Origin of the sequence: Acinetobacter sp. BIGb0196 (assembly GCF_011759595.1) — a bacterium.
GTDB classification, from domain to species: Bacteria; Pseudomonadota; Gammaproteobacteria; order Pseudomonadales; family Moraxellaceae; genus Acinetobacter; species Acinetobacter guillouiae.
This window is the reverse complement of sequence record NZ_JAAOZA010000002.1, coordinates 763199-784798: the sequence shown is the minus strand read 5'-3', so window position 1 is coordinate 784798 and position 21600 is coordinate 763199. Positions and strand designations below refer to the sequence as shown.

Annotated in this window: 26 protein-coding genes; 11 read left to right on the top strand and 15 right to left on the bottom strand. The window is 39.1% G+C overall.

Annotation, left to right across the window (positions count from 1 at the left end; all coding sequences use genetic code 11):
* Window positions 1-79 precede the first annotated feature (79 nt).
* Window positions 80-2008 (top strand): FAD-dependent 5-carboxymethylaminomethyl-2-thiouridine(34) oxidoreductase MnmC, encoded by a 1929-nt coding sequence (mnmC, locus tag FHR28_RS16500; protein WP_166783085.1) that lies wholly within the window; start codon window positions 80-82, stop codon window positions 2006-2008.
* Between the two features lie 48 nt (window positions 2009-2056).
* Here mnmC and FHR28_RS16495 read toward each other — a convergent pair whose 3' ends face one another.
* Entirely contained in the window at window positions 2057-2371 is a 315-nt protein-coding gene (locus tag FHR28_RS16495) for a rhodanese-like domain-containing protein (protein ID WP_004717980.1), read from the bottom strand.
* A gap of 91 nt (window positions 2372-2462) precedes the next feature.
* On the opposite strand from FHR28_RS16495, the gene FHR28_RS16490 reads away from it, so the two are divergent.
* The 3 genes from FHR28_RS16490 (at window position 2463) to FHR28_RS16480 (ending at window position 4176) form a co-directional block, all read left to right on the top strand.
* The gene (locus FHR28_RS16490; RefSeq protein WP_004717983.1) at window positions 2463-2951 is read left to right on the top strand and encodes a YajQ family cyclic di-GMP-binding protein; all 489 of its coding nucleotides are present in this window, start codon (window positions 2463-2465) and stop codon (window positions 2949-2951) included.
* 28 nt (window positions 2952-2979) lie between these two features.
* Window positions 2980-3483 carry a DUF4442 domain-containing protein gene (locus FHR28_RS16485; protein ID WP_004717985.1) on the top strand — a complete coding sequence of 168 codons (504 nt, stop codon included), beginning with the start codon at window positions 2980-2982 and terminating at the stop codon, window positions 3481-3483.
* A 171-nt stretch (window positions 3484-3654) separates the two neighbouring features.
* Complete coding sequence (locus FHR28_RS16480) at window positions 3655-4176, top strand: nuclear transport factor 2 family protein (RefSeq protein ID WP_056516936.1); 522 nt, start codon at window positions 3655-3657, stop codon at window positions 4174-4176.
* Window positions 4177-4256: 80 nt separating this feature from the next.
* On the opposite strand, the gene FHR28_RS16475 is transcribed toward FHR28_RS16480, so the two are convergent.
* The 3 genes from FHR28_RS16475 to FHR28_RS16465 form a co-directional block, all read right to left on the bottom strand.
* Entirely contained in the window at window positions 4257-4625 is a 369-nt protein-coding gene (locus tag FHR28_RS16475) for an acyl-CoA thioesterase (protein WP_154130156.1), read from the bottom strand.
* A 74-nt stretch (window positions 4626-4699) separates the two neighbouring features.
* A complete protein-coding gene (gene trxC, locus FHR28_RS16470) occupies window positions 4700-5131 on the bottom strand; it encodes a thioredoxin TrxC (protein ID WP_056516933.1) in 432 nt (143 codons plus the stop codon).
* Window positions 5132-6028: an alpha/beta hydrolase gene (locus FHR28_RS16465; protein WP_056516930.1), complete on the bottom strand. Its 897-nt coding sequence runs from the start codon at window positions 6026-6028 to the stop codon at window positions 5132-5134. It lies immediately after the preceding gene.
* 126 nt (window positions 6029-6154) lie between these two features.
* Between FHR28_RS16465 and FHR28_RS16460 the strand changes: the two genes are divergently transcribed.
* The gene (locus FHR28_RS16460; RefSeq protein ID WP_056516927.1) at window positions 6155-6493 is read left to right on the top strand and encodes a TIGR01244 family sulfur transferase; all 339 of its coding nucleotides are present in this window, start codon (window positions 6155-6157) and stop codon (window positions 6491-6493) included.
* Between the two features lie 253 nt (window positions 6494-6746).
* Window positions 6747-7268: a peptide-methionine (S)-S-oxide reductase MsrA gene (gene msrA / locus FHR28_RS16455; RefSeq protein ID WP_004717992.1), complete on the top strand. Its 522-nt coding sequence runs from the start codon at window positions 6747-6749 to the stop codon at window positions 7266-7268.
* 115 nt (window positions 7269-7383) lie between these two features.
* Here msrA and FHR28_RS16450 read toward each other — a convergent pair whose 3' ends face one another.
* The 5 genes from FHR28_RS16450 to FHR28_RS16430 form a co-directional block, all read right to left on the bottom strand.
* Entirely contained in the window at window positions 7384-7788 is a 405-nt protein-coding gene (locus tag FHR28_RS16450; RefSeq protein WP_004717995.1) for an ExbD/TolR family protein, read from the bottom strand.
* A complete protein-coding gene (locus FHR28_RS16445) occupies window positions 7788-8411 on the bottom strand; it encodes a MotA/TolQ/ExbB proton channel family protein (protein ID WP_004717997.1) in 624 nt (207 codons plus the stop codon). The genes FHR28_RS16450 and FHR28_RS16445 overlap by 1 nt, the downstream gene beginning before the upstream one ends.
* Window positions 8412-8442: 31 nt before the next feature.
* Window positions 8443-9267 carry an energy transducer TonB family protein gene (locus FHR28_RS16440; RefSeq protein WP_004818828.1) on the bottom strand — a complete coding sequence of 275 codons (825 nt, stop codon included), beginning with the start codon at window positions 9265-9267 and terminating at the stop codon, window positions 8443-8445.
* A gap of 221 nt (window positions 9268-9488) precedes the next feature.
* Window positions 9489-10355: a formyltetrahydrofolate deformylase gene (purU, locus tag FHR28_RS16435; RefSeq protein WP_016539263.1), complete on the bottom strand. Its 867-nt coding sequence runs from the start codon at window positions 10353-10355 to the stop codon at window positions 9489-9491.
* A gap of 85 nt (window positions 10356-10440) precedes the next feature.
* Window positions 10441-11133, bottom strand: coding sequence for a TetR/AcrR family transcriptional regulator (locus tag FHR28_RS16430; protein WP_034611676.1), 693 nt, complete (start codon window positions 11131-11133; stop codon window positions 10441-10443).
* A gap of 111 nt (window positions 11134-11244) precedes the next feature.
* On the opposite strand from FHR28_RS16430, the gene FHR28_RS16425 reads away from it, so the two are divergent.
* From FHR28_RS16425 to FHR28_RS16410, 4 genes are all read left to right on the top strand, one after another.
* Complete coding sequence (locus FHR28_RS16425; RefSeq protein WP_016539261.1) at window positions 11245-12693, top strand: coniferyl aldehyde dehydrogenase; 1449 nt, start codon at window positions 11245-11247, stop codon at window positions 12691-12693.
* A 165-nt stretch (window positions 12694-12858) separates the two neighbouring features.
* Window positions 12859-13095, top strand: coding sequence for a 50S ribosomal protein L28 (rpmB, locus tag FHR28_RS16420; protein ID WP_000048256.1), 237 nt, complete (start codon window positions 12859-12861; stop codon window positions 13093-13095).
* A gap of 12 nt (window positions 13096-13107) precedes the next feature.
* Window positions 13108-13263 carry a 50S ribosomal protein L33 gene (rpmG, locus tag FHR28_RS16415; protein ID WP_003654787.1) on the top strand — a complete coding sequence of 52 codons (156 nt, stop codon included), beginning with the start codon at window positions 13108-13110 and terminating at the stop codon, window positions 13261-13263.
* 182 nt (window positions 13264-13445) lie between these two features.
* Window positions 13446-15164 (top strand): cation:proton antiporter, encoded by a 1719-nt coding sequence (locus tag FHR28_RS16410; RefSeq protein WP_166783084.1) that lies wholly within the window; start codon window positions 13446-13448, stop codon window positions 15162-15164.
* A 246-nt stretch (window positions 15165-15410) separates the two neighbouring features.
* On the opposite strand, the gene FHR28_RS16405 is transcribed toward FHR28_RS16410, so the two are convergent.
* From FHR28_RS16405 to FHR28_RS16385, 5 genes are all read right to left on the bottom strand, one after another.
* Window positions 15411-15689, bottom strand: a complete 279-nt coding sequence (locus FHR28_RS16405) for a hypothetical protein (protein ID WP_004718010.1) — start codon at window positions 15687-15689, stop codon at window positions 15411-15413.
* Window positions 15690-15797: 108 nt separating this feature from the next.
* Complete coding sequence (locus FHR28_RS16400; RefSeq protein WP_004718012.1) at window positions 15798-16301, bottom strand: DUF6586 family protein; 504 nt, start codon at window positions 16299-16301, stop codon at window positions 15798-15800.
* 221 nt (window positions 16302-16522) lie between these two features.
* Window positions 16523-16774, bottom strand: coding sequence for an RNA recognition motif domain-containing protein (locus FHR28_RS16395; protein WP_004718014.1), 252 nt, complete (start codon window positions 16772-16774; stop codon window positions 16523-16525).
* An 86-nt stretch (window positions 16775-16860) separates the two neighbouring features.
* The gene (locus tag FHR28_RS16390; protein WP_166783083.1) at window positions 16861-18852 is read right to left on the bottom strand and encodes an ATP-dependent helicase; all 1992 of its coding nucleotides are present in this window, start codon (window positions 18850-18852) and stop codon (window positions 16861-16863) included.
* Between the two features lie 187 nt (window positions 18853-19039).
* Window positions 19040-20176: a glycerate kinase gene (locus tag FHR28_RS16385; RefSeq protein WP_166783082.1), complete on the bottom strand. Its 1137-nt coding sequence runs from the start codon at window positions 20174-20176 to the stop codon at window positions 19040-19042.
* Window positions 20177-20275: 99 nt separating this feature from the next.
* Here FHR28_RS16385 and FHR28_RS16380 point away from each other — a divergent pair, with 99 nt between their 5' ends.
* Window positions 20276-20725, top strand: a complete 450-nt coding sequence (locus FHR28_RS16380; protein ID WP_016539260.1) for a carboxymuconolactone decarboxylase family protein — start codon at window positions 20276-20278, stop codon at window positions 20723-20725.
* Window positions 20726-20912: 187 nt separating this feature from the next.
* On the opposite strand, the gene FHR28_RS16375 is transcribed toward FHR28_RS16380, so the two are convergent.
* Window positions 20913-21476: an HdeD family acid-resistance protein gene (locus FHR28_RS16375; protein ID WP_004718021.1), complete on the bottom strand. Its 564-nt coding sequence runs from the start codon at window positions 21474-21476 to the stop codon at window positions 20913-20915.
* Window positions 21477-21600: the final 124 nt, after the last annotated feature.

Here is a 21600-nt window from a genome sequence, read left to right as displayed (position 1 = left end):
ACTTAGAAAGTTTCACGCTATAACCTGATACTGCGAAATGTCAGGTTTTTTCATTTTAATTATCAAAAGGTAATCTGCTTTGTCAAATGCCATTCAAACTGCCGATTTAGACTGGCAATGTATTGATGGAATTGAAGTTCCAATTTCCAAACAATTTGGTGATGTCTATTTTTCTAAAGACAACGGGTTACTTGAAACCCGACACGTATTTTTGAATGGTAATGATCTTTCAACACGACTTGCAGATTTAGATGATTTTGAATATTTCTGTGTTGGTGAAACTGGCTTTGGTACAGGATTAAATATTTTGGCATTGTGGCAACTTTGGCACAATGTTCGTCCAGATAATCATAGCCACCTACATGTGATCAGTATAGAGAAGTTCCCCTTGTCTAAACAGGATTTAACCCGTGCGTTAAAGGTCTGGACTGAACTTCAACAATTTTCTGATCAGTTGATTCAACACTATCCATTGCCCATCGCTGGTTGTCACCGTTTAAACTTTCCAGAAGCGCGTTTTTCAATTGATCTGTGGTTAGGTGATGCACATGATGTATTTCCAGCAATGATAAAAGCCCAACAAGTTAACGCATGGTTTTTAGATGGATTTGCCCCTTCTTGTAATCCAGACATGTGGGAAGACAAAGTTTTAAACAATATTGTCAGACTGTCAGATTTTGGAACAACTTTTGCCTCATTTAGCGTGGCAGGTGTGCTTAAACGGGGTCTAAAACAGCATGGAATCACTATTTCACGTCCGCGCGGTTTTGGTCATAAACGTGAAATGCTAAAAGCCATTTGGAATGCGCCTGAACAAGCAGCCGAAGAAAATCAATCTCAGTCAATGGACCTTGCAGCGCAAAACATTCAAAAAAAAATAGGGAAAAATCAAAATAATTTAAATCAACGCCACATTGCCATCATTGGTGCTGGAATTGCAGGTTTAAGCTGCGCATGGGGATTTGCCCAAAGAGGACATCAAGTTACGATTTACGACCAATCAGCGCCTTTAGCAGGTGCTTCTGGTAATCCTCTGGCCTTATTAAATCCGAAACTATGCCCTATCGAGCAAAGTTCGGAACATTTAATGACCTTGGCTTGGCAACATGCCCTACAGCACTATCCAAAATTTCAGGCTTTTCGTGCTATTGCGGTTCAACAATTAGCACAAAAAAATGCTGAACATTTACTGGGTTTAGCAGCGCAATATCCTCAAGATTTACTCAAAACTCAAACAGCCGATGATTTAGAGCTACAAACCACGCTAGAGAGCTTACAGCTCACTCAAGCGGGTTCAATTTATCCCCAGCAACTCAAAGACCAAATTCTTGAACATCCGCTGATTCAATTTAAACATGCTCACATTCATAGTATTGTTCAATCGAATCATCATCAATTAACACTACAAAATAGCCAGCACACAGATCTTGGTGATTTTAATCATGTGATTGTATGTTGTGCCAAGGAAAGCCATGCTTTTTTTGATCAGTTCCCGATACTCAAACCGATCCGTGGACAAGTCAGTTGGCTCAACAATGTTAAACACCGATTAGATCCGCAATATGCTTACAGTTATGGTGGCTACTGCATGCAGCTTGATGAGCAGCATTTGATTTTAGGTGCTTCTTTTTATCCCAATCGTGATGACACTGAAGTTTTGCTTGAAGACCATGTGCATAACTATGAACTTATCCACAGTGTGTTTCCACAATACGCAGAATCACTCTGCAAAGTAGATGAATGGCACGGGCGTGCTTCTGTACGAGCCCAAAGTCTGGACTATTTTCCATTACTGGGAAAAGTTGAAGCTGAGAAAGAGATTTATACATTTTCTGGGCTTGGCTCTAAAGGTTTTTTATTTGCGCCCTTGTGTAGTGAAATCTTGGTGGCTTTGGTCCTTAATCAAGCTTGCCCGATTCCCCAAAATTTATTGCAAAAATTAAATCCAAACCGCTTTCAAAAGAAAGTAAAAGCCAAAAAACCTTATTTTAAACCGATTCAATCATGATTCTTTTTTATTGATTATCGTAATAAAAAAGCGCCTTTCGGCGCTTTTTTATGAACCCTGTTCTAATGGGAGACCTGCATCACGTGCTGCACGTGTTCCCCCCATAAGTACAACGTAATCACGAGAATCATCTAAACTCTCTAATTTTTCAGCAGCTCGAGGCGCTTTACTTCCACCACCACATAAAATGTAAATGGACTGATCCGAATTCACTTGAGTCAAGCTCTCAGCACTTAAACCATCTATAGGCTGATTTACAGCCCCTTTTACATGGCCTTCGGCAAAGGCTTTTGCATCACGAACATCCCAGATAACTGCATTTTCTGGGAACTCAAATGTTGTAATTTCTAATTTACGGATCATTGTGCACTCCTTTGATGTAAACAACACTTGGCAAATGAAGAAAACATCCCTAGCATCTCAGATATTCTTTCCATTTGTAAAGGTCTAAACTATGCCATCTTTCGATATTGTTTCAGAATTAGAGATTTTTGAAGTAAATCATGCTGTTCAAAACACACAAAAAGAAATTGCAACACGCTTTGACTTCCGTGGTCAGGACGTTTCAATCGAAATTAATGAAAAAGCCAAAGAAATTAAAATTTCAACTGAAAGTGATTTCCAGTGTGAACAAGTCTATAGCATGCTTGAAAATCATTTCTTTAAACGTAAAATCGATATTCAAGCCCTTGATCCACAAAAAATGACGGCTTCAGGTAAAAATATTGTGCAAGTGATCAAGCTTAAAGATGGACTTGACTCAGATACCGCAAAAAAAATTAATAAAGCCATTAAAGAAAGTGGCGTCAAAGTGCAATCTTCTATCCAAGGTGACAAGATACGTGTAACTGATAAAAAGCGCGATACATTACAGCAAGTTATGGCATTTTTAAAAGAACAACAATTCGGTGTACCTTTACAATTTAATAACTTCAAAGACTAAGGTCTTTAGCAACACTATAGGTTAAGACATGACTCAGACCAACCGTTTATCTAAACTTGTGAAAGCGACTTCTAAATTCCCTAAAGGCATTCGTAGTACGCTCTGGAGTAAGGCGTTTGGTCGAGTTGTGCCTATGGTGGGCACAGCCAATATTAAGTACCTAGAAGTCAGCCATTCAAAAGTTGTGGTGGAAATTAAAAACCACCGTGCCATGCAAAACCATATTGGACAATTACACGCTGTTGCAATGGCGTTGATTGCTGAAACAGCAACAGGCTTTGTCACAGGTATGAATGTTCCTGATAGTTCAATTGTCTTGATCAAAAGCATGCATATTGAATATAAACGACCATCTAAAGGTGATATGACAGCAACAGCGACATTGAGCAAAGAACAAATTTTAGAAATGCAAAGCTCTGAAAAAGGTGAAACGCTGGTTCCAGTCACCATTATGGATGAGTCTGGAAAAGAGCCTGTAGAATGCCAAATGGTGTGGGCTTGGGTGTCAAAAGAACGCCTAAAAAAGAAATAAATACAAATCTGCAAATGTAAATAAAACTTACTGCTCAGTAAGTATAAAATTTACCAAAGTACAAATAATGAGTGACGATTATTCACTATATTCATGCTTATTTACTCATCAAGATGGTGTTATTTCCACCACCATCTTGAACTATTGAGATTTGAACTATAGAGAATAACCATGCGATCAGCTACGCCAAGAAAAATTATTGTACTCAGCCTCATTCTAAGCCCTATTTTGTTTCTCACTGCATGTGCCCAAAATCCAAATCACGTTGCTACTACTGCAACGGGCAACACATTAGCAGCGAATTCAACCACCCAACAAGCGCAACAAAATAAAGCCATTGTGACTGATTTTTATGAAGGTGTATTTCAAAAGCATCAAGTTAAAGCATATGCAGATCGTTATATTGGTGACCAATATATTCAGCACAACCCGCGTGTTCCAGATGGTAAAGCGCCCTTTGTAAATCACTTTACCCAGTATTTCCAAAAAAATCCTGAAGCAAAAAGTGTAATCAAACGTGCTGTCGCAGAAGGAAATTTAGTATTTTTACACGTTCATTCAGCTCAAAATCCACAAGATCGTGGTGTTGCAATTGTCGATATCTTTAGAGTCGAAAATGGAAAAATTATTGAACACTGGGATGTACAGCAAGCTGTTCCAGAATCAAGCGCCAACAGCAATACCATGTTTTAACACAGTATTTAAATCAAACGATCTAAGCACCTATTCCATAAAAAATCCCAAACAATGTTGGGATTTTTTATCTTGAGCATTTAAGCACTTTGCGACGCTAAATACTTCTGCTTTACATCTTCAGGAATTTGGCGTTTATTTCCCGCAACATCTACAGCAACAAAAGTAAATACACCTGCAGTCACACGTTTGGCAGCACGAGAACTGTCATGACTATCCCAAACTTCGATCTGCATTTGAATCGATGTATTACCGACCTTTAAAAGCTTGGTATAACAACTGATCACATCCCCCACTTTTACGGGAACAAGAAAAGTCATCTGATTAATCGAAATCGTTGCACAACGCCCTTTACTAAAGCGTTCTGCATGAATTGCACCAGCCAAATCCATTTGTGAAACAATCCAACCACCAAAAACATCACCACTCCAGTTTGTATCTGCTGGCATTGCGATGGTTTGTAAAGACAGTGTACCTTCAGGTTTTACATGAGAATCTGACACAATAACTCCGAGCCCGTGAATTACTTATGGGCATTCAATTGTTGATCTAACCATTCTTGTAATTGGTTAGCACGTAACGCACCACTTATTCTAGCAACTTCCGTGGTTTTATTCATTAAAACCAAGGTTGGGATACTGCGAATATTAAATGCACTACTTAACCGTGGATTCGCTTCAGTATCAATTTTAGCAAAAACCACATGGGGGTTATTTTTTGCAACTTCAGCAAAATGCGGTGCCATCATTTTGCATGGGCCACACCACTCTGCCCATAAATCAATCATAATTGGCAAATCACTATGACTGACAAAGTTACTGAAATTTTGTTCATTTAACTCAATAGGAGCAAGTGCAATCAAATTTTGATGACATTGACCACAAGTGGGTTGAGCATTTAGTTTATCTTCGGGAACTCGGTTTTTTGCGCCACATGATGGGCATACAATAATCATCTAGCTCACTCCAATATGTTGATGTAAAAACTCTAATTGGGTCAAAATTGATTTTTCCAACCATTTCCCATGATAAATATCAAAATGTGCCATATCCCATTCATGATATTGCACAAAAGGTGCAATATTTGTTGCCGTTTCTCGGCTAGATTCAATGGGGATAAAACTGTCTTTTTTAGCCGCAATAAATAGCACAGGAATATTAATACTTCTGACAGTCTGAATTGGTCTAAAACGGATTAAATTAAAAAATACCCGTGCCGGAACTTCACCACTCCAAAAGTAGTCTGGATTTACAATCGACATATAGCCGTTATAACTATCTTTGGTCGGAATAAAACATAAATCAAAGGGATGTACCACAGGTAAGGTTCGTGGAAGCATACCAACTTTTGCCCCCATATAATCTTGACTGGATATTTTTAATGCCTTGGGTAACTGTTGAATTGGAAACAATTTTGCAGTTTCTGCCCCATCCACATAAGGCACTTGCACCATAATAGCTTGGACACTCTTTAGCTCACTTGCAAGACTAAGTACATAGCCTCCACTCAAAGAGGTCCCCCAAAGCGCTATTTTTTTTGGATTAATTTTCTTTTGTGTTGCGACATAACTGACCACGGTTTTCCAATCATCCAACTGATTCTGCAATGAAATCAGTTCACGAGGAAAGCCTGTACTTCCTCCCCAAAAACGATAATCAAACAGCACAACCGCATAGCCTGCCTGTGCAATTTTTTGCGCATAGTTCACCAACTTAAATTGTCTTAAACATGCAAATCCATGAGCCATAATAATAACAGCAGGTTTTTTTAGATTTTTAGGTCGATAAAAATCTGCCGCTATGACTTCTTGTCCAATGGGGATATATAGTGGTTCAACTGTATATGCGTACATACACACTCCATTGCGTTATCTTTTATAGATATTTCTTTTATAAATCTTTTATCGTTCAAACTCAGTTCTGAGCTTAATGCTATTATATATAGCATATTGGATTTTAAATCATATAGGAGTGACGAAATGAGTGAAAATGTTGGTTTTGCTGGTCAAATTGGTCCAGAACATATTGCTCAAGTGGCAGAAAAAGGCTTTAAGTCTATAATGAATAATCGTCCTGATATGGAAGGCGGAACAGAACAGCCTACAAGTGCTCAAATTGAAGAAGCTGCACGTGCTGCAGGTTTGGACTATGTATTTCTACCTGTCGTTGCTGGTCAAATCACAGAAGTTGATGTCAGAAGCTTTGCCAACCGCTTTAACGAGCTTCCAAAACCAGTACTCATGTTTTGTCGTACAGGTAATCGTTCAAATAACCTCTATCAAATTGCAAAACAAATGGATTTATTAGATGACGAATAAATTCTCATGAATATAGAAGGCATTCTATTGAATGTCTTTTGGTTCACCTTAAATGGAAAAGCTTAAGTTTTTACAGCAATTCGAATAGATTGCACTTTTAAAATTTTGCAACAATTTAAACAGATCTGTTTAGTGAATCAAACAGGTATTGTACCTATGCTTAAATGGTTATATGACAAACTAAGCAAGTTCACGATATGATCTTTGGCATCGTTTCGTCTTTTCCATAATTTAAAAATAAAGGGATCTTCACATGCAACAGGCTCTATTTGGTGGTGGCTGCTTTTGGTGTACCGAAGCCGTATTTTTACAGCTCAAAGGTGTCAATCACGTAGTCAGTGGTTATGCTGGCGGGCATACTCCCAATCCAACTTATGAAGCAATTTGTAATGGGGATACCAATCATGCTGAAGTGATTTTGATTGAATTTGATGAACAGCAAATCAATTATCAACAATTACTCACGGTTTTTTTTGCAATTCATGATCCAACTACATTAAACCGCCAAGGCAATGATATTGGAACACAATATCGTTCGGTGATTTATTACTTCAATGAACAGCAAAAACTTGAATCTGAACAATTTATTGAGCAGCTTAAAGCAGATGGTTTAAATATTGTGACTGAACTCAGTCCAGCACCCACCTTCCATCCTGCCGAAGAATATCATCAAAACTTCTTTGCCCGTAATCCTGCGCAAGGTTATTGTAATTTTGCCATTCCACCAAAATTACTCAAACTTCATAGCCAATTTCAAGATCTTTTAAAAGAATAAGATCACTGAAAATACTTCACTTTATATAACAAAAGTGAAGTAACCCAATAGCCAAAATATCAACATAAAAAAACCTCCTTAAAAGGAGGTTTTAAAATATTTGTAATTATTTAAATTAATTATCACTCATAAAGGCAAGATCATTTAATCCTGCTTCACTTGCACGAGACATCACTTGTGCAACGGTATCATAGCGAGATTCTTTATCCGCTCTCAACTGTACAGCTGGTTTTACTGGCTTTTGACCTTCTTCATCAAATCGTTTAGCCAATTCATCTAAAGTGATGACTTTATCATTCCAAGCCACATCGCCATTCTGATTGATACTGATGGTAATTGCTTCAGGTGGAGGCGCGATTACTTCAGCAGTGGTCTTTGGTAAAGTTAATGGTATCGATGGGTTAGCAACGGTGGCTGTCACCAAGAAGATGATCATCAATACCAACATAATATCGATCAGCGGAATGAGATTCATCTCATTCATGCCAGAATCGTTGTCTTCTCCCAATTGAAAAGCCATTAAGCTTGACCTCCAACTAAACCTTTACTGGTAGATTCAGATTCAACTTTTTGCGTTGAAGAATCTTGTTGTAACATCGTATCAATTAACAAACCATGTGCTTGATCTTGCAACTCATTTGACAATGTACGGTTAAAACGTACGCAAATGTTATATGCCAATACCGCTGGAATCGCAACAGCAAGACCTAGACCAGTCATGATCAGTGCCTCACCAACTGGCGTTGCAACTTGAGCTAAACCTGCTTGACCACTTTTACCTACAGCAACAAGTGCGTGGAAGATTCCCCATACCGTACCAAATAAACCAACAAATGGTGCAAGTGAAGCAATCGTTCCTAAAACTGAAACACCTTTTTCAGCATTGGCCTTTTCTGCTGAGATTTGACGTAGTAACGCTTGTTCTGCAACTGCTTTACGTTGGTCAAAGCTTAATGGCGCAAGCTTGGCTTTTAATGCTTTTAAAGCCTGAGCAAGGTGATCCTGAGCAACCTGCTTGAGTTGACGCGTGCCTAGAATACGCAAAATGAACACAGTCCACGTTGCAATAGACATTGCCAATAACACGAAATACAGTGTCTTACTGACCGCATCAGCATGTTGCCAATAAACTGAAAAGTTCATATGCACATTTCCTAATTCTTAAAAAAATTATTTACTTTTTAGAGACCGACAATGCAAAATCTTGCCTAATTTTAAATGGTACACCCGCACCATTTTCTCTATAAGCTTTAAATTTTGCAGATTGAGTCTGCTTAACAACATAACTATCTAAACTTGAATTACCACTAGATTGAAGAATACGAACATTGGTAATATTTCCGCCCGCATCCGCAGTAATTTCTAGATTCACAACTTTTGTTCCATCTTCTGGAGACATCAGTTTAAGTAATTGCTCTTTTGCGATACGTGGACTACGACTCCAAGACACCTGACCTTCATTTACATTACGCGGCGTGTTTCTTTGCTCTTGATCACGACGTTGACGATCGCGCTCATCTTGCTCACGTTTTTGACGATCACGTTCATCTTGTTCACGTTTCTGCTGTTCCGCACGCTTCTGATCATCTTGACGTTTTTGCTCATCTTGACGTGCCTTATCCTGCTTCTGTTGCTCTTCTAAACGCTTTTGTTCTTCAAGCTTTCTTGCCCGATCATCATTTTCTACAGGTTTTTTCTGCTCAATGATTTTTGGCTTTACCACGGGTTTAGGCTCAACTTTCTTCTCTATAGGTTTCGGTTGAACTTTAGGTTTGATGGGTTCAGATGGAGGAGGTGGCGGCGGTGGAACATCTTCTTTTAACTTTAAAAATTTGATTTTTAAAGGTTCTTTCTTTATTTGAGGCAGTTCAAATGGTTTCATATGACTTACCCCCCACAACACACCTACGTGCCCGACAACAACTGCTAACACTGCAGCAAGGACTTTTTTCTTCATCGGTGGTGGCGTTTGAAGTGGTGCAATGGAAGACTGACTCATAAGAATCTAAATACCTAAAATTGAGCAAACTACAAAAAATTATTCAGTTTGTAGATTAAGCTCATCGGATAGAACAATTAAAGTGCAACAATGATAAATGAGAAGTGTTTTCATTTGCAACTGGTTTTTCAATGTTTTTAATCGATTTTACAAATTAAAAATAAAAAAAGGATGCATAAAGCATCCTTTTTTACTACTCATATTAAATGAATATTCACATGTTATTGAAAAACAACAGTCTTATTGCCATCGACAATAATACGGTCTTCTAGATGCCATTTGACCGCTCTAGCAAGTACGTTACGTTCAACATCTTGGCCTAATTCACGCAGTTGATCCACAGTAAAATCGTGGTTTACTCGTTCTACATCTTGCTCAATGATTGGGCCTTGATCCAGATCAGCAGTCACATAATGCGCTGTTGCCCCAATCAATTTAACGCCTTTTTCATAAGCCTGTTTATATGGATTTGCCCCCACAAAAGCAGGTAAAAATGAGTGATGAATATTGATCACTTTCATTTCCCACTTTTGTACAAACTCTTCATCGAGAATTTGCATATAACGCGCGAGAACCAATAAATCATTCCCTTGCATTAACTCATCGATCTTTGTATAGGCTTCACGTTTATTTTCTTTGTTGACAGGAACCACATAGAAAGGGATACCAAAGTTTTCTACTGATTCGCGTAAGTCTTCATGGTTTGAAACCACTTGGGTAATTTCACAAGGTAAGCCACCACGCGAATGACGCCACAACAACTCAAGCAAAGCATGGTCAACTTTAGACACCAAGATACCGACTTTTTTAATGTCGCTCACCAAAGCTAAACGCCAATGCATACTATAACGTTCAGCCACATTGGTTGCGAAAGTTTGAATGAGACTCTCACGACGGGATTGCAAATGATCAAGTTCAAACTCAACACGCATAAAATAACGCCCGCCCTGAGCTTCAGTTGCGTATTGATCAAGCGCAGTAATGTTCGCGCCCTGATGATACAAAAAGCTCGATACAGCTTGCACGATTCCTGGCTTGTCTTCACAAGTAATCAGTAGACGTGCTGTGTTGGCAGTAGTCATGTTCATGTTGATGGATATCACTTATAAGTTAATTTAAAAAACAGCCGAATATTTTAACGCTTTTTCATCAGCTTTCAATCTTGATTCAGCATCAATCGCGTTTTACCGCAGATAAACTGGCAAATAATTCCGAAGAACCGAAGCTTTCTAGCAAACGTTCATAGGTTTCACGACTTTCACCACGTAAATAAGGACCTTCTAAAAACACCATCTGGCGCAATGCTTGCCAAATCCATTTTTCATCTAAATGGTTGGAATCACTTAAATGCCCAGACATATATAGGAAGTTGGTCCAGTTGGTCAGGACAATCCAAATATTGATGATGAGTGCTTCAATTTCAGAAGGTGTCATCTGCATCAGCCCTGCTTCAACAAAGGCATGATAAATTTTTTGCCCTTGTTGCATCACCTTGCCAGCAAAGCGAGGATAAATTTTTCTAAAGTCGTCATTATTTTCAATTAAATGATAAACATCACGATGTAGAAAGCGATATTCCCATAGCTGACTGCTTAAAACTTGGAAATAACGGATTTTATCATTCGCATTGACTCCACGGTCATCGGGTAATGACAGCATATCTAAAGTTTCTTTTTGGTATTGTTCCATCAATTCTTTGATGATTTCTTGTTTGTTTCGAAAATGATAATACAAATTTCCAGGACTGATCCCAAGCTCTGCTGCAATATGATTCGTTGTAACTGCACGTTCGCCGCGCTCATTAAAAAGTTGCAGACTAATCTGCAAAATTCGGTCTTTCGTTTTCAAAGTTTTGGAGCTCGACATCCTATTACCATTTTTAACCGTTAGCACAAGCTAACATAAAGTGACTTGACTATTTAGAGTATTTACTCTAAAAATTATATTATATTAACCTATTCGTAAATGGTGTTTGTCATGAACAGTCATACAAAAACAAATTCAATGACTTCTTACTCACCTGAAGTTCAACGTATGCATGACATTCTTGAACAACAGAAAGTCGCTTATCAACGCTACCCTGTTCCTACAGCAAAGGAACGTATTGAACGTTTAGCTCGCTTAAAGAAAGTTCTGGTAAAATACCAAGATCAATTTGCAGAAGCAATCAATCAAGACTACGGCAATCGTTCAATCAGCGAAACTAAAATTGGTGAACTACTCACATGTTTAGAACAAATTAAATATTATAGCAAGCATTTAACAGCATGGATGAAACCATCTAAGCGCCATGTGTCTATCTTACACCAACCAGCCAAAGCTTGGGTGCAATATCAGCCTTTAGGTGTGATTGGAATTATTGCACCATGGAACTATCCATTATTGCTTTCTGTTGGCCCACTGATTTGTGCACTGGCTGCTGGAAATCACGCAATACTCAAAATTTCAAGTTCATCTTCTAATTTTGGCTTCGTACTTGAAAATGCACTCTCAGAAGCATTTCCACAAGAATTGGTTGCCGTGGTCAATGGCGGTGGTCAAATTTCCGATGCATTTTCACATTTAGCATTCGATAAAATCATTTTTACTGGCTCTACCAATGTCGGTAAAACCGTGATGTCCGCTGCTGCCGAAAATCTAGTGCCTGTTATTCTTGAGCTTGGTGGTAAATCACCTGTAATCGTACACCCTTCAAGCGATCTCAATCTGGTCGCTGAACGTATTGCTTTTGGTAAATTGTGGAACTCTGGTCAAACCTGTGTAGCACCAGACTATATGTTCCTACCTAGAGGAAAAACTGCCGAGTTTATTGAAAGCTTTAAACAAGCTGCAACAACAATGTACCCGACGATTCGTGATAATCAAGATTACACCAGCATCATCAACGATAAGCAGTACAACCGTGTTCAAGGTTATTTAGAGGATGCACGTCAACAAGGCGCTGAGTTGATTGAAATCAATCCTCAAAATGAAGAATTAGCGAGTGTACGTAAAATTGCCCCAACATTCTTAACAGGTGTTCTACCTACAATGGACATTATGAAGAATGAAATCTTTGGTCCAGTGCTTCCAATTATGGAATATGATCAAATTGACGATGTAATTGACTTTATTAATGGCAGACCGCGTCCACTTGCTTTATACTATTTCGACTTTGACAATGCCCGCGCAGAATACGTTTCTCAACGTACCCATTCTGGGCATTTCGGTCAAAATGCCGTAGTTACCCATGTTGCACAAGACGATTTACCATTTGGTGGCGTTGGTGCATCTGGCATGGGCAAATATCATGGCCCAGAAGGTTTCTTTGGTTTATCACATGAGCGTTCAGTAATGTCTATTCCTAAGCTATTTAGCTTAAAATTCATATTAGCGCCTTATGACAAAGCCCTAAATAAGATTTTAGAGAAAACTTTCTTACGCTAACTGATCAAGGCATGATCTATCAAATTAGATCATGTTGCGTTTTGACGAATTCCGCTTGTCTTTTAAGCGGAATTTTGGTATAAAACGCCCCTTGAATGAATTCAATCCGTTTTATTTTGACTGGCCATACAGATTTGCTGTTGGCTAAATCAATGGAGTTACACCATGTCTAAGGTTTGCCAAGTTACCGGCAAGCGTCCAGTCGTTGGTAACAACGTCTCACACGCCAACAACAAAACTAAACGCCGGTTCGAGCCGAACCTGCATCACCACCGTTTCTGGTTAGAAAGCGAAAAACGTTTTGTACGTCTTCGTCTAACCACTAAAGGTATGCGTATTATCGACAAATTGGGCATTGAAAAGGTTGTTGCTGACCTTCGTGCTCAAGGTCAAAAGATCTAAGGAGTCTGAACCATGCGTGATAAAATTCGCTTAGTTTCTACTGCTGGTACAGGTTATTTCTATACCACTACTAAGAACAAACGTACTATGCCGGAAAAAATGGAAATCAAAAAATTTGATCCAAAAATCCGTCAACACGTAATCTTCAAAGAAGCTAAAATTAAATAATTTTAGTTTTCTTAAAAAATACGATCCATTTGGGTCGTTTTTTTTGCCTTTTTTTTCTTCGACTTGTTAAACTCTTTAGCGAATTTGGCACTGATTGTGCATTTTATATGGCTTTATACAAAGTCATTACCTTAAGAAATGATTTTTTGAATGATTTCTCCTGAAGATTTAAGGAGTATTTAGTGCCTCATGATGTAGATCTGATTATTTTACTTGCAGTTGGTTTTGGTATAGCCCTGATCTTTGGCTATATCGCTGCACGATTACGCCTGCCACCTTTGATTGGTTATTTAATTGCGGGAATTATCATCAGCCCCAATACCCCAGGTGTTGTTGCAGACATCGCGCTGGCCAATCAGCTTGCTGAATTAGGCGTCATGTTCTTGATGTTCGGTGTCGGAATGCATTTTTCCCTCAACGATTTAATGCAAGTCCGAAAAATTGCCCTCCCTGGTGCAATTTTACAAATCGCGGTTGCGACCTTACTGGGTATGGCAGTTTCCATCTTTTGGGGCTGGAGCTTTGGTTCTGCACTGGTCTTTGGCTTAAGTTTATCCTGTGCAAGTACGGTGGTTTTACTCAAAGCATTAGGTGACAAAGGGCTACTTAACTCGGTGAATGGTAAGATTGCCGTTGGCTGGTTGCTGGTCGAAGATCTGGTCATGGTTTTAGTCTTGGTTCTACTGCCTGCAACAGCGGTAATTTTAGGCGGACATCCTATTGCAGGACATGAATCTGATCAAAACATTTGGTTAACACTCGGCATCACCCTATTAAAAGTAACTGGTTTTATCGCCTTTATGCTCATCATTGGGAAACGCCTTGTGCCAATGATTATGCAATATGTGGCACGTTTAGGCTCTAGAGAGCTTTTTACTTTAACCGTAGTCGCAGCGGCAGTTTCAATCGCTTATGGCTCATACGCAATCTTCGGCGTTTCTATGGCACTTGGAGCGTTCTTTGCCGGAATGGTGGTTAAAGAATCAGATTTTAGTCATCGTGCAGAAGAAGAAACCTTACCTTTACGCGAAATTTTCTCGATTTTGTTCTTCGTTTCTGTCGGGATGTTATTTGATCCACGTATTATTGTGGAACAGCCTCTGCATATTTTAGCAGTCATTGCCATTATTATGATTGGTAAGACGCTGGCAGCGATGGCATTGGTGTTATTTTTCCGTTATCCCATCAATACAGCATTAACAGTGGGCGCCAGTTTGGCACAAATTGGAGAGTTCTCCTTTATTCTGGCAACCTTAGGCTTGTCACTGGGATTACTTAGCCCTGAAGCGCAAAACTTAATCTTAGCGGGTGCTTTATTTTCTATCACCCTCAATTCATTTCTATTTTCTGCGATCGAACCTGTGCAAAACTGGATCCGTGAACGTTCGCATTTGGCGCGCTTACTTGAGCGTAGCGGTGATCCATTGGCAATGCTTCCAGATGAAGTTGATCAAGCATATTTACGTGATCAAGTGGTGATTGTTGGTCATGGTGAAGTCGGACGTCGTATTACCAAAACATTGATGGATGATGGCATCAAAGTGGTCATCGCTGAAGAGAACCGCGAAATTGTAGAGAATTTGCGTGAAAAAGGCATCGCTGCGGTTTCTGGTCGAGCAACAGAACCCAGTGTTTTGATTCAAGCCCATATCCAACATGCACGGCTATTGGTGATTTCACCGATGGATATTGTAGATATTCATAAAATTGTCGATACAGCCAAGCTACTTAATCCTGAGATTCAAGTGTTAGTTTGTGCTGAAAATAAAGAAGAGGCTGAAGTGATCCGTAAAGATAATGTTGGTGAAGTCTATTATGCAAAAGAAGAAATGGCGAAAAACATGAGTAATCATATTTTAAACCAGATCCAAATTGCTCATCATCATGAACCAACACATTGAATTCGGCTCATCTTTAAAACGCAGCTAAAACCACACGACTGTTCTTTGTAGACCTTGGAAAGTCGTGGTGCTTCATTATGTAATGGTATCGATAACCATGTTGGATGGGGGATCGCCACCCCATCTAAGCAGAGATTTAGAACTTCTAGAATTTGATGCCATTTGCGTATGTCAGGTTATTTGCATACAAAGAAAAACGCACTCGAAAGTGCGTTTATTGTATTTATTCTAGAATAAATGAAATCACTAGCTCATAAATTTTGGTTGCTCATCAACAACTTCAGCGTGCCATTCATCTGCCTGTTTTTCAAGTAACGCAAATAATGCAGCCTGAATCATCTGTTGCGCAATCGCTGGCGTTTGATCACCCAGTAGTGCTTTCACTTCTTCATTAAATTGAATAGTGACCAATGGCTCTTTTTCAGAACCTGCATTACGCAGTGCCAGCTCCCCACTTTCGAGCTGTACCAACTCCAAAATAGCTTCCTGATTTCCAAATAACTCTTTTAACTGTTCGATAGACATAAATCCTCCATGCTCAACATGGGGCAAGGTGCTGAATGCACTTTGCATCTTGTAGATATTTTATATAGTCATTTAAAACAAAATTTCAAGTATATCTGATCAAAAAGATCAGAATTCAACCATTTCATTACGAAAACCATCAATAAGTTGCGATAAATCTCGGTGCCACTCTCTTAAAATCTTTGTATCAGGCAACCAAGCTTGTGGTGTTTGCGTCACTTTGATAATTAAGTTTGATGATGTTTCATCCTCTGGTTCTGGCGCACTTGGTTCAGGTGCATATTGACAAAGTCGATACGCTCTTTTGAGTTCAGCAATAAATCCTTCTTTGGCTAATTTCTGCATCACTAAAACTTCTGGTGAGACTTGTCCTTTAGCCGCCATATTTTCTTCGATTGACTTTAAGGTTGGGGAAAAATCATTTAAACGGTAATAACGTACCAACTCTTGCAGAAATGCTAAAACCGCGCCATGTAAATGAAATACTGCTGCTTCACGATGTGCTTGAGCTTGTTGAACATTTTCAGTTTGTTCTCCCTGCATACATGCAAGACGAGCAAAATAAAGTTTTTGATTGGTACGGTCTGCATGAAAGCGAGCTACACGTGACATGGAAGTTCCCTAAGATTTTGGCATTCGTTACAGTCTTAGCTTAATCTTTATTGAACAAAAATCACAATGAATTTTATCCATGTTGTATGTCAATAAAATAGATAGCGCTCTTTTTTTTCAAAAATATCAATTTAAGCTTTTATTTTTATCATGATTTGACGAGATTATTTAAATACTAAAATAAAAAAGGAGCAATAAATGCTCCTTAGACTATCTGCCAATTATGCTTCTGGCTTATCTTCCGCTGCTTTTACACGAATTCCATGACCATGTAAGCGCAAGGTATTTAAACCTTTAATCGCTTTAACTGCTTCTCTACCGTGTGGCATTTCAACAAAAGCAAAACCTTTTGATTTACCCGTTGCCGCATCGAGTACTAAAGTACAAGTATCTACTGTACCGTATTGCTTAAATAACTCTAACAATTCAGCTTCAGTTACAGTACGTTCTAAATTACGAACTAAAATTTTCATCTCACAACCTTAAAATATAAACGAGGCAAAAAACATCAAAAAGCACTCGCCTACCTACTTTTTGAATGAAAAACGATTGCTATAGTTTAATCTAGATCTATACCAAAATCTAAATTAATCGCCCGACGCTCGATTAGGGCACTTTTTACAGTTTGCTCTCGCTGTCTATAGTGAGTTTCTGTGCTACATAAATTTCGAGTTAAATCATTGAGAAAATAACTTTCAATCTTACGCCCTTGTTCATCTGTTTGCGTATGTGCCCAAAAACTTAAATTTTGTTTGGTTAGAATAAGTTCATTTTGTGCGCGTGTTAAAGCCACATAAAGTACACGGCGCTCTTCTTCAACTTCATCGAAATTGCCTTGTGCACGTGCATTTGGGTACTGTCCAGCAGAGACATTTGCCACATAGCAAACCTTTTGTTCTGTACCTTTAGCAGAATGGATGGTAATTAAAGTCACCACATCATCTTGCGACTGACGCTCAATTTCACTGATTGAAACAGGGTCAAGTACATATTCTTCTAAGAACTCGCTCAGTTGGGTATGTTTAGACGCCAGTTGCTTGACCAGATCAAAATCACCCACTCGTTTATGCCAATCTTTTTTGGCATAGTTTTCTTCAAGTTGGTTAAGAATAGCCTCTACACCGAGTTTTACACAGGCTTCAACTTCGGTTTTTAATACACTCATTTGCTTCATGATCAGCAATGTATTGTCAGGAATGCGCCCAAACTTCTCTAATTTTTCTGTAATTTTCTCAATATCTGCATCCAGTAAGAGCTGTTGCGCCAGCTTACTCGCACCGACGTCGCCCACGCCATTCCATAAGGTTAAAAACCGCATCCACGCAATATCATCCAATGGGTTAGCAATAACACGCAATAAACTCAATAAGTCTTTGACATGCGCTGTTTCAAGCAACTTCATCCCTCCAATAAATCGGTAGGGAACAATGGCTTGGATAAAAGCAGCCTCAATATGTCTTGCCGCAAAGGCTGAGCGCACCAACACCATATGGTCATGCCAAGCTGAACCTTCCAATAAATGCCGCTCTTTGATGTCGATCGCGATCCATTTTGCTTCATCAAACTCATTTGGAAAAACATGCATTCGCGGTTTAATACCATCACCACGATAAGCTTCCAGTTTTTTATCGTAATGAATCGAACTTTGATCGAGTAACCAGTTGGAAAAATCTAAAATTTCTTGAGTAGAACGATAATTTTTTTCTAATTTGAAAATCTCTGCATCTGGCACACGCTCTTTAAAATGGTGGATATTTTCAAAATCCGCACCACGAAAACCATAAATCGACTGTGCATCGTCCCCCACGCAGAACAGTGATGTTTTATCTTTTAATGGTTCAAGAATTGCCCACTGCAAAGGATTGGTATCTTGCATTTCATCAACTAGCATGTACTGGCATAAGCCCGCAACATAATCCGCTAAACCATCGGACTGCGCCAAAGCAGATGCAACCACGGCGAGAATATCATCGTAATCTAGAAAACTACGTGCCCGCTTACGGATTTCGTACTCTTTCATGATTTCAGCGATTTGCTCTTTATCGTCTAAAAACTCAGGCAGTTGCTTTTCTAAAGCCAAACTTAGTTTTTGCCGAGTATTGCGTGCAAAGGAATATAAATCACAAAGCTGTTGTGGTTTAGGTAAGGCGTTGGGATTCTTTTTATCATCCTTTCCACGAATCAAACGGAACAACATCAATTGATCATCACGATCTATGATCGAAAATTGATCTAATCCAAAAGCTTTTGGCACGCGTCTGAGTAAATACATGCAAAAGGTATGAAATGTAGATGCGCGTAACCCTTTGGCCTGATCACCTAAAGCAAGCTCTACCCGCGCCACAATCTCGCTGGCAGAACGGCGGGTAAATGTCAAAATTTGGATTTGATTGGCAGGAATGCCTTGATCAATGAGATATGCAGCTCGTGCCACAATGGTTTTGGTTTTGCCACAACCTGCCCCAGCAAGAACTAGACTATGTTTTGTTTCAGTCGTAGCAGCTTGTTTTTGTTGAGGGTTTAATTCATCAATCAGGTTGGCTAAACTCATTTTCACTCATCATTTTATGGATGGCTGCTAGTTTAGCAGAGCTATAGTGAAATTATGCATTTTAACCCAAGAATCAAGTCGTGAATTGACGCTTAAATCAGGACATACCAATGAAGAAAAATTCAAGACAATAAAATTTATCACCCATAGCAGAGATTAAAGGAGAGCTTCGATAATAAAAACAACCCTATAATCTTAACAACCGTGCCACACTCTCACAACAGCGTTCTAAATTTTGCTCACCATGCTTTAATGCTGTTGCTAAATCACATGCACCATCAACTATTCCAAAAATTGCACTAAAGCCTTCTGCATAAAGCTCATCGACGCCTTCACCGATATGCCCTGCAAAAGCAATCACAGGTTTATTCAACTGCTTGGCAACTTGCGCCACCCCAAAAGGCGTTTTGCCAAACTTGGTTTGAAAATCAATACCGCCCTCACCAGTAAACACATAATCCGCTTGTGCAATTTTTTCCTCAAGTTGGGTTTCTTTAATCACAATTTCTACACCAGAGCGTATTTTTGCTCCTGTAAAAGCCATAAGTCCGAAACCCAAACCGCCTGCAGCACCAGCACCCTGTACATTTGCAACATCAACATTCAATTGTTGTTTCACCAACGCAGCAAAATGATCAAGGTTTTGATCTAAGATCCCAACCATCTCAGCAGTTGCTCCTTTCTGTGGCGCAAAAATAAAAGAAGCACCATTTGGACCACATAACGGATTGTTTACATCACTGGCAATAATAATCTCAGTCGCTTTTAAACGCGCATCGAGTTGTGAAATATCAATGCTTTTGATCTGCTGAAGCTGCCCACCACCCACTTCTACAGGGTGGTTGTTTTCATCTAAAAATTTTGCCCCTAAAGCCTGTGCCATCCCGGCACCAGCATCATTGGTAACACTACCACCCAGACCAATAATGATTTTACCAACACCCAAATCCAAAGCGGCTTTGATCATTTCCCCTGTACCCAGAGTTGATGTAATTAAAGGATTGCGTTGAGACTTCTCGATCAGATGAATACCGTTTGCCAGCGCCATTTCTATAACAGCTGTTTGACCGTCATCAATTAATCCCCAATAGGTCGATATTCGTTGCTGAGCCAATGGACCAGTGACCTCAACATATACTTTACGACCACTTCGTGCAGCGACCAAAGCATCGACTGTTCCCTCACCACCATCTGCCATAGGTACATGAATAAACTGTGCATCAGCAATGACTTTTTCAATGCCACGTTGCATTGCAAAACAAGCTTGTTCGGCTGTTATACTTTCTTTAAATGAGTCAGGCGCAAGAACAAAAACTTTAGACATGAGCAAATGCATTTTGGTGAGATTCAAAAATTAACATAACGATTTTTCGAGTATAGATAAACTAATAAATTCATAATTAAGACTAAAGAAATGACAACTATGCAACGTGTAAACCTTAGTAAGACCGCCCCAGAACTATATAAAACGGTCATCGAACTTGAAAATTTATCTATGCAAAAAGTTCAGCAAGCTGGGCTTGATGTTGGATTCTCTCATTTACTCAAATTAAGAGCTTCGCAAATTAACCAATGTGCTTTCTGTGTTCGTATGCATACCCAAGATGCAATTAAAGCGGGTGAGTCAACTGATCGTATTGCGTTGATTAGTGCTTGGCGTGAAAGTGAATACTTTACTGAAAAAGAACGTGCGGCTTTAATTTTAATTGAAGAGATTACTTTAATTGCCAATCAACATTTTCCAGATAGCGCTTATGAACAAGCTGCACAGCATTTATCCAGTGATGAAATCACGGCGATTGAATGGGTTGCGATTGTGATCAACACATGGAACCGTATCGCCATTTCCAGCCAGTATAAAGTCGCGAAATAAGCTAAGTTTCAACACTTAAATCATTTATCTAGGTAACACCTTGCTTTTCAGAAATGTTAATTGAGATAAGATTTAACTGAATACTGCTCTAGTTGCATAAATATTTACGCCAAAATGCAAAACGCCTGATGTCATTGATCAGGCGTTTTGTTAAATGCACCTATGATTTCAAACATTAAGTAAAACCTTAATGGCTCGCGGGTGGGATTTGTTTAATTGCTGCAGCAAAGGTGAGATAGTTGACTCCTTGGAATAAAATATCCACACCTAAAAATAATCCGAGTACCCAAAAAGGAGAGTCTGGTGATGCTAGAATAATTGCACCTGTTGCCAAGGTTAAAAGCCCTGAAAATAATGTCCAACCCCATCCAGACATTGGTTTCAACATAAATGCATTAAAAATACGAATAAAACCGCCAATCAATAAAGCAATTGCCAGTAAATTGGTTAATACCACTGCAGTGGTAATCGGAGATTTAAATGCATAATAACCCGCTGCGATATACAACACACCAAACAACGCCCAAAGCCAGCGGAAGCCACCATCAAAAATTTTAAATGCTGCAATCAGGTGTAAAACCCCACCAATCATCATTAAAGCACCAAACAATGCAACAACCGTCAATGTTGCCATACCCAGTGAAGCCAATAGCACTAATCCAAAGATCACCAATAAAGCTCCAAGCAGAAGATACCATTTACGGTTTTCATGGAGTTGATGACGAACTAAATCATTTCCTACAGTACGCATAATTCTTCTCTTGGTTGTTATTCATTCATTTTATTGTTGATCTAATTCAGGTGTTTGTCTGTATAAAATCTGCATCTATACCAGAATAAAGCTTTGTTTGAGCAGAATCTAAGCGATAAACAGC

Excerpts from the sequence above, each read along its gene's own strand:
- FHR28_RS16465 (WP_056516930.1), bottom strand. The coding sequence starts at position 6,028 with ATGTACGCATATACAGTTGAACCACTATATATCCCCATTGGACAAGAA.
- FHR28_RS16495 (WP_004717980.1), bottom strand. The coding sequence starts at position 2,371 with ATGATCCGTAAATTAGAAATTACAACATTTGAGTTCCCAGAAAATGCA.
- FHR28_RS16450 (WP_004717995.1), bottom strand. The coding sequence starts at position 7,788 with ATGGCTTTTCAATTGGGAGAAGACAACGATTCTGGCATGAATGAGATG.
- FHR28_RS16460 (WP_056516927.1), top strand. The coding sequence starts at position 6,155 with ATGAGTGAAAATGTTGGTTTTGCTGGTCAAATTGGTCCAGAACATATT.
- FHR28_RS16395 (WP_004718014.1), bottom strand. The coding sequence starts at position 16,774 with ATGAAAATTTTAGTTCGTAATTTAGAACGTACTGTAACTGAAGCTGAA.
- FHR28_RS16490 (WP_004717983.1), top strand. The coding sequence starts at position 2,463 with ATGCCATCTTTCGATATTGTTTCAGAATTAGAGATTTTTGAAGTAAAT.
- trxC (WP_056516933.1), bottom strand. The coding sequence starts at position 5,131 with ATGATTATTGTATGCCCATCATGTGGCGCAAAAAACCGAGTTCCCGAA.
- FHR28_RS16400 (WP_004718012.1), bottom strand. The coding sequence starts at position 16,301 with ATGTCACGTGTAGCTCGCTTTCATGCAGACCGTACCAATCAAAAACTT.
- purU (WP_016539263.1), bottom strand. The coding sequence starts at position 10,355 with ATGAACATGACTACTGCCAACACAGCACGTCTACTGATTACTTGTGAA.
- msrA (WP_004717992.1), top strand. The coding sequence starts at position 6,747 with ATGCAACAGGCTCTATTTGGTGGTGGCTGCTTTTGGTGTACCGAAGCC.
- FHR28_RS16480 (WP_056516936.1), top strand. The coding sequence starts at position 3,655 with ATGCGATCAGCTACGCCAAGAAAAATTATTGTACTCAGCCTCATTCTA.
- FHR28_RS16390 (WP_166783083.1), bottom strand. The coding sequence starts at position 18,852 with ATGAGTTTAGCCAACCTGATTGATGAATTAAACCCTCAACAAAAACAA.
- FHR28_RS16440 (WP_004818828.1), bottom strand. The coding sequence starts at position 9,267 with ATGAGTCAGTCTTCCATTGCACCACTTCAAACGCCACCACCGATGAAG.
- FHR28_RS16380 (WP_016539260.1), top strand. The coding sequence starts at position 20,276 with ATGCAACGTGTAAACCTTAGTAAGACCGCCCCAGAACTATATAAAACG.
- rpmB (WP_000048256.1), top strand. The coding sequence starts at position 12,859 with ATGTCTAAGGTTTGCCAAGTTACCGGCAAGCGTCCAGTCGTTGGTAAC.
- FHR28_RS16375 (WP_004718021.1), bottom strand. The coding sequence starts at position 21,476 with ATGCGTACTGTAGGAAATGATTTAGTTCGTCATCAACTCCATGAAAAC.
- FHR28_RS16425 (WP_016539261.1), top strand. The coding sequence starts at position 11,245 with ATGAACAGTCATACAAAAACAAATTCAATGACTTCTTACTCACCTGAA.
- FHR28_RS16385 (WP_166783082.1), bottom strand. The coding sequence starts at position 20,176 with ATGTCTAAAGTTTTTGTTCTTGCGCCTGACTCATTTAAAGAAAGTATA.
- FHR28_RS16405 (WP_004718010.1), bottom strand. The coding sequence starts at position 15,689 with ATGTCTATCGAACAGTTAAAAGAGTTATTTGGAAATCAGGAAGCTATT.
- rpmG (WP_003654787.1), top strand. The coding sequence starts at position 13,108 with ATGCGTGATAAAATTCGCTTAGTTTCTACTGCTGGTACAGGTTATTTC.
- FHR28_RS16445 (WP_004717997.1), bottom strand. The coding sequence starts at position 8,411 with ATGAACTTTTCAGTTTATTGGCAACATGCTGATGCGGTCAGTAAGACA.
- FHR28_RS16485 (WP_004717985.1), top strand. The coding sequence starts at position 2,980 with ATGACTCAGACCAACCGTTTATCTAAACTTGTGAAAGCGACTTCTAAA.
- FHR28_RS16475 (WP_154130156.1), bottom strand. The coding sequence starts at position 4,625 with ATGCCAGCAGATACAAACTGGAGTGGTGATGTTTTTGGTGGTTGGATT.
- FHR28_RS16430 (WP_034611676.1), bottom strand. The coding sequence starts at position 11,133 with ATGTCGAGCTCCAAAACTTTGAAAACGAAAGACCGAATTTTGCAGATT.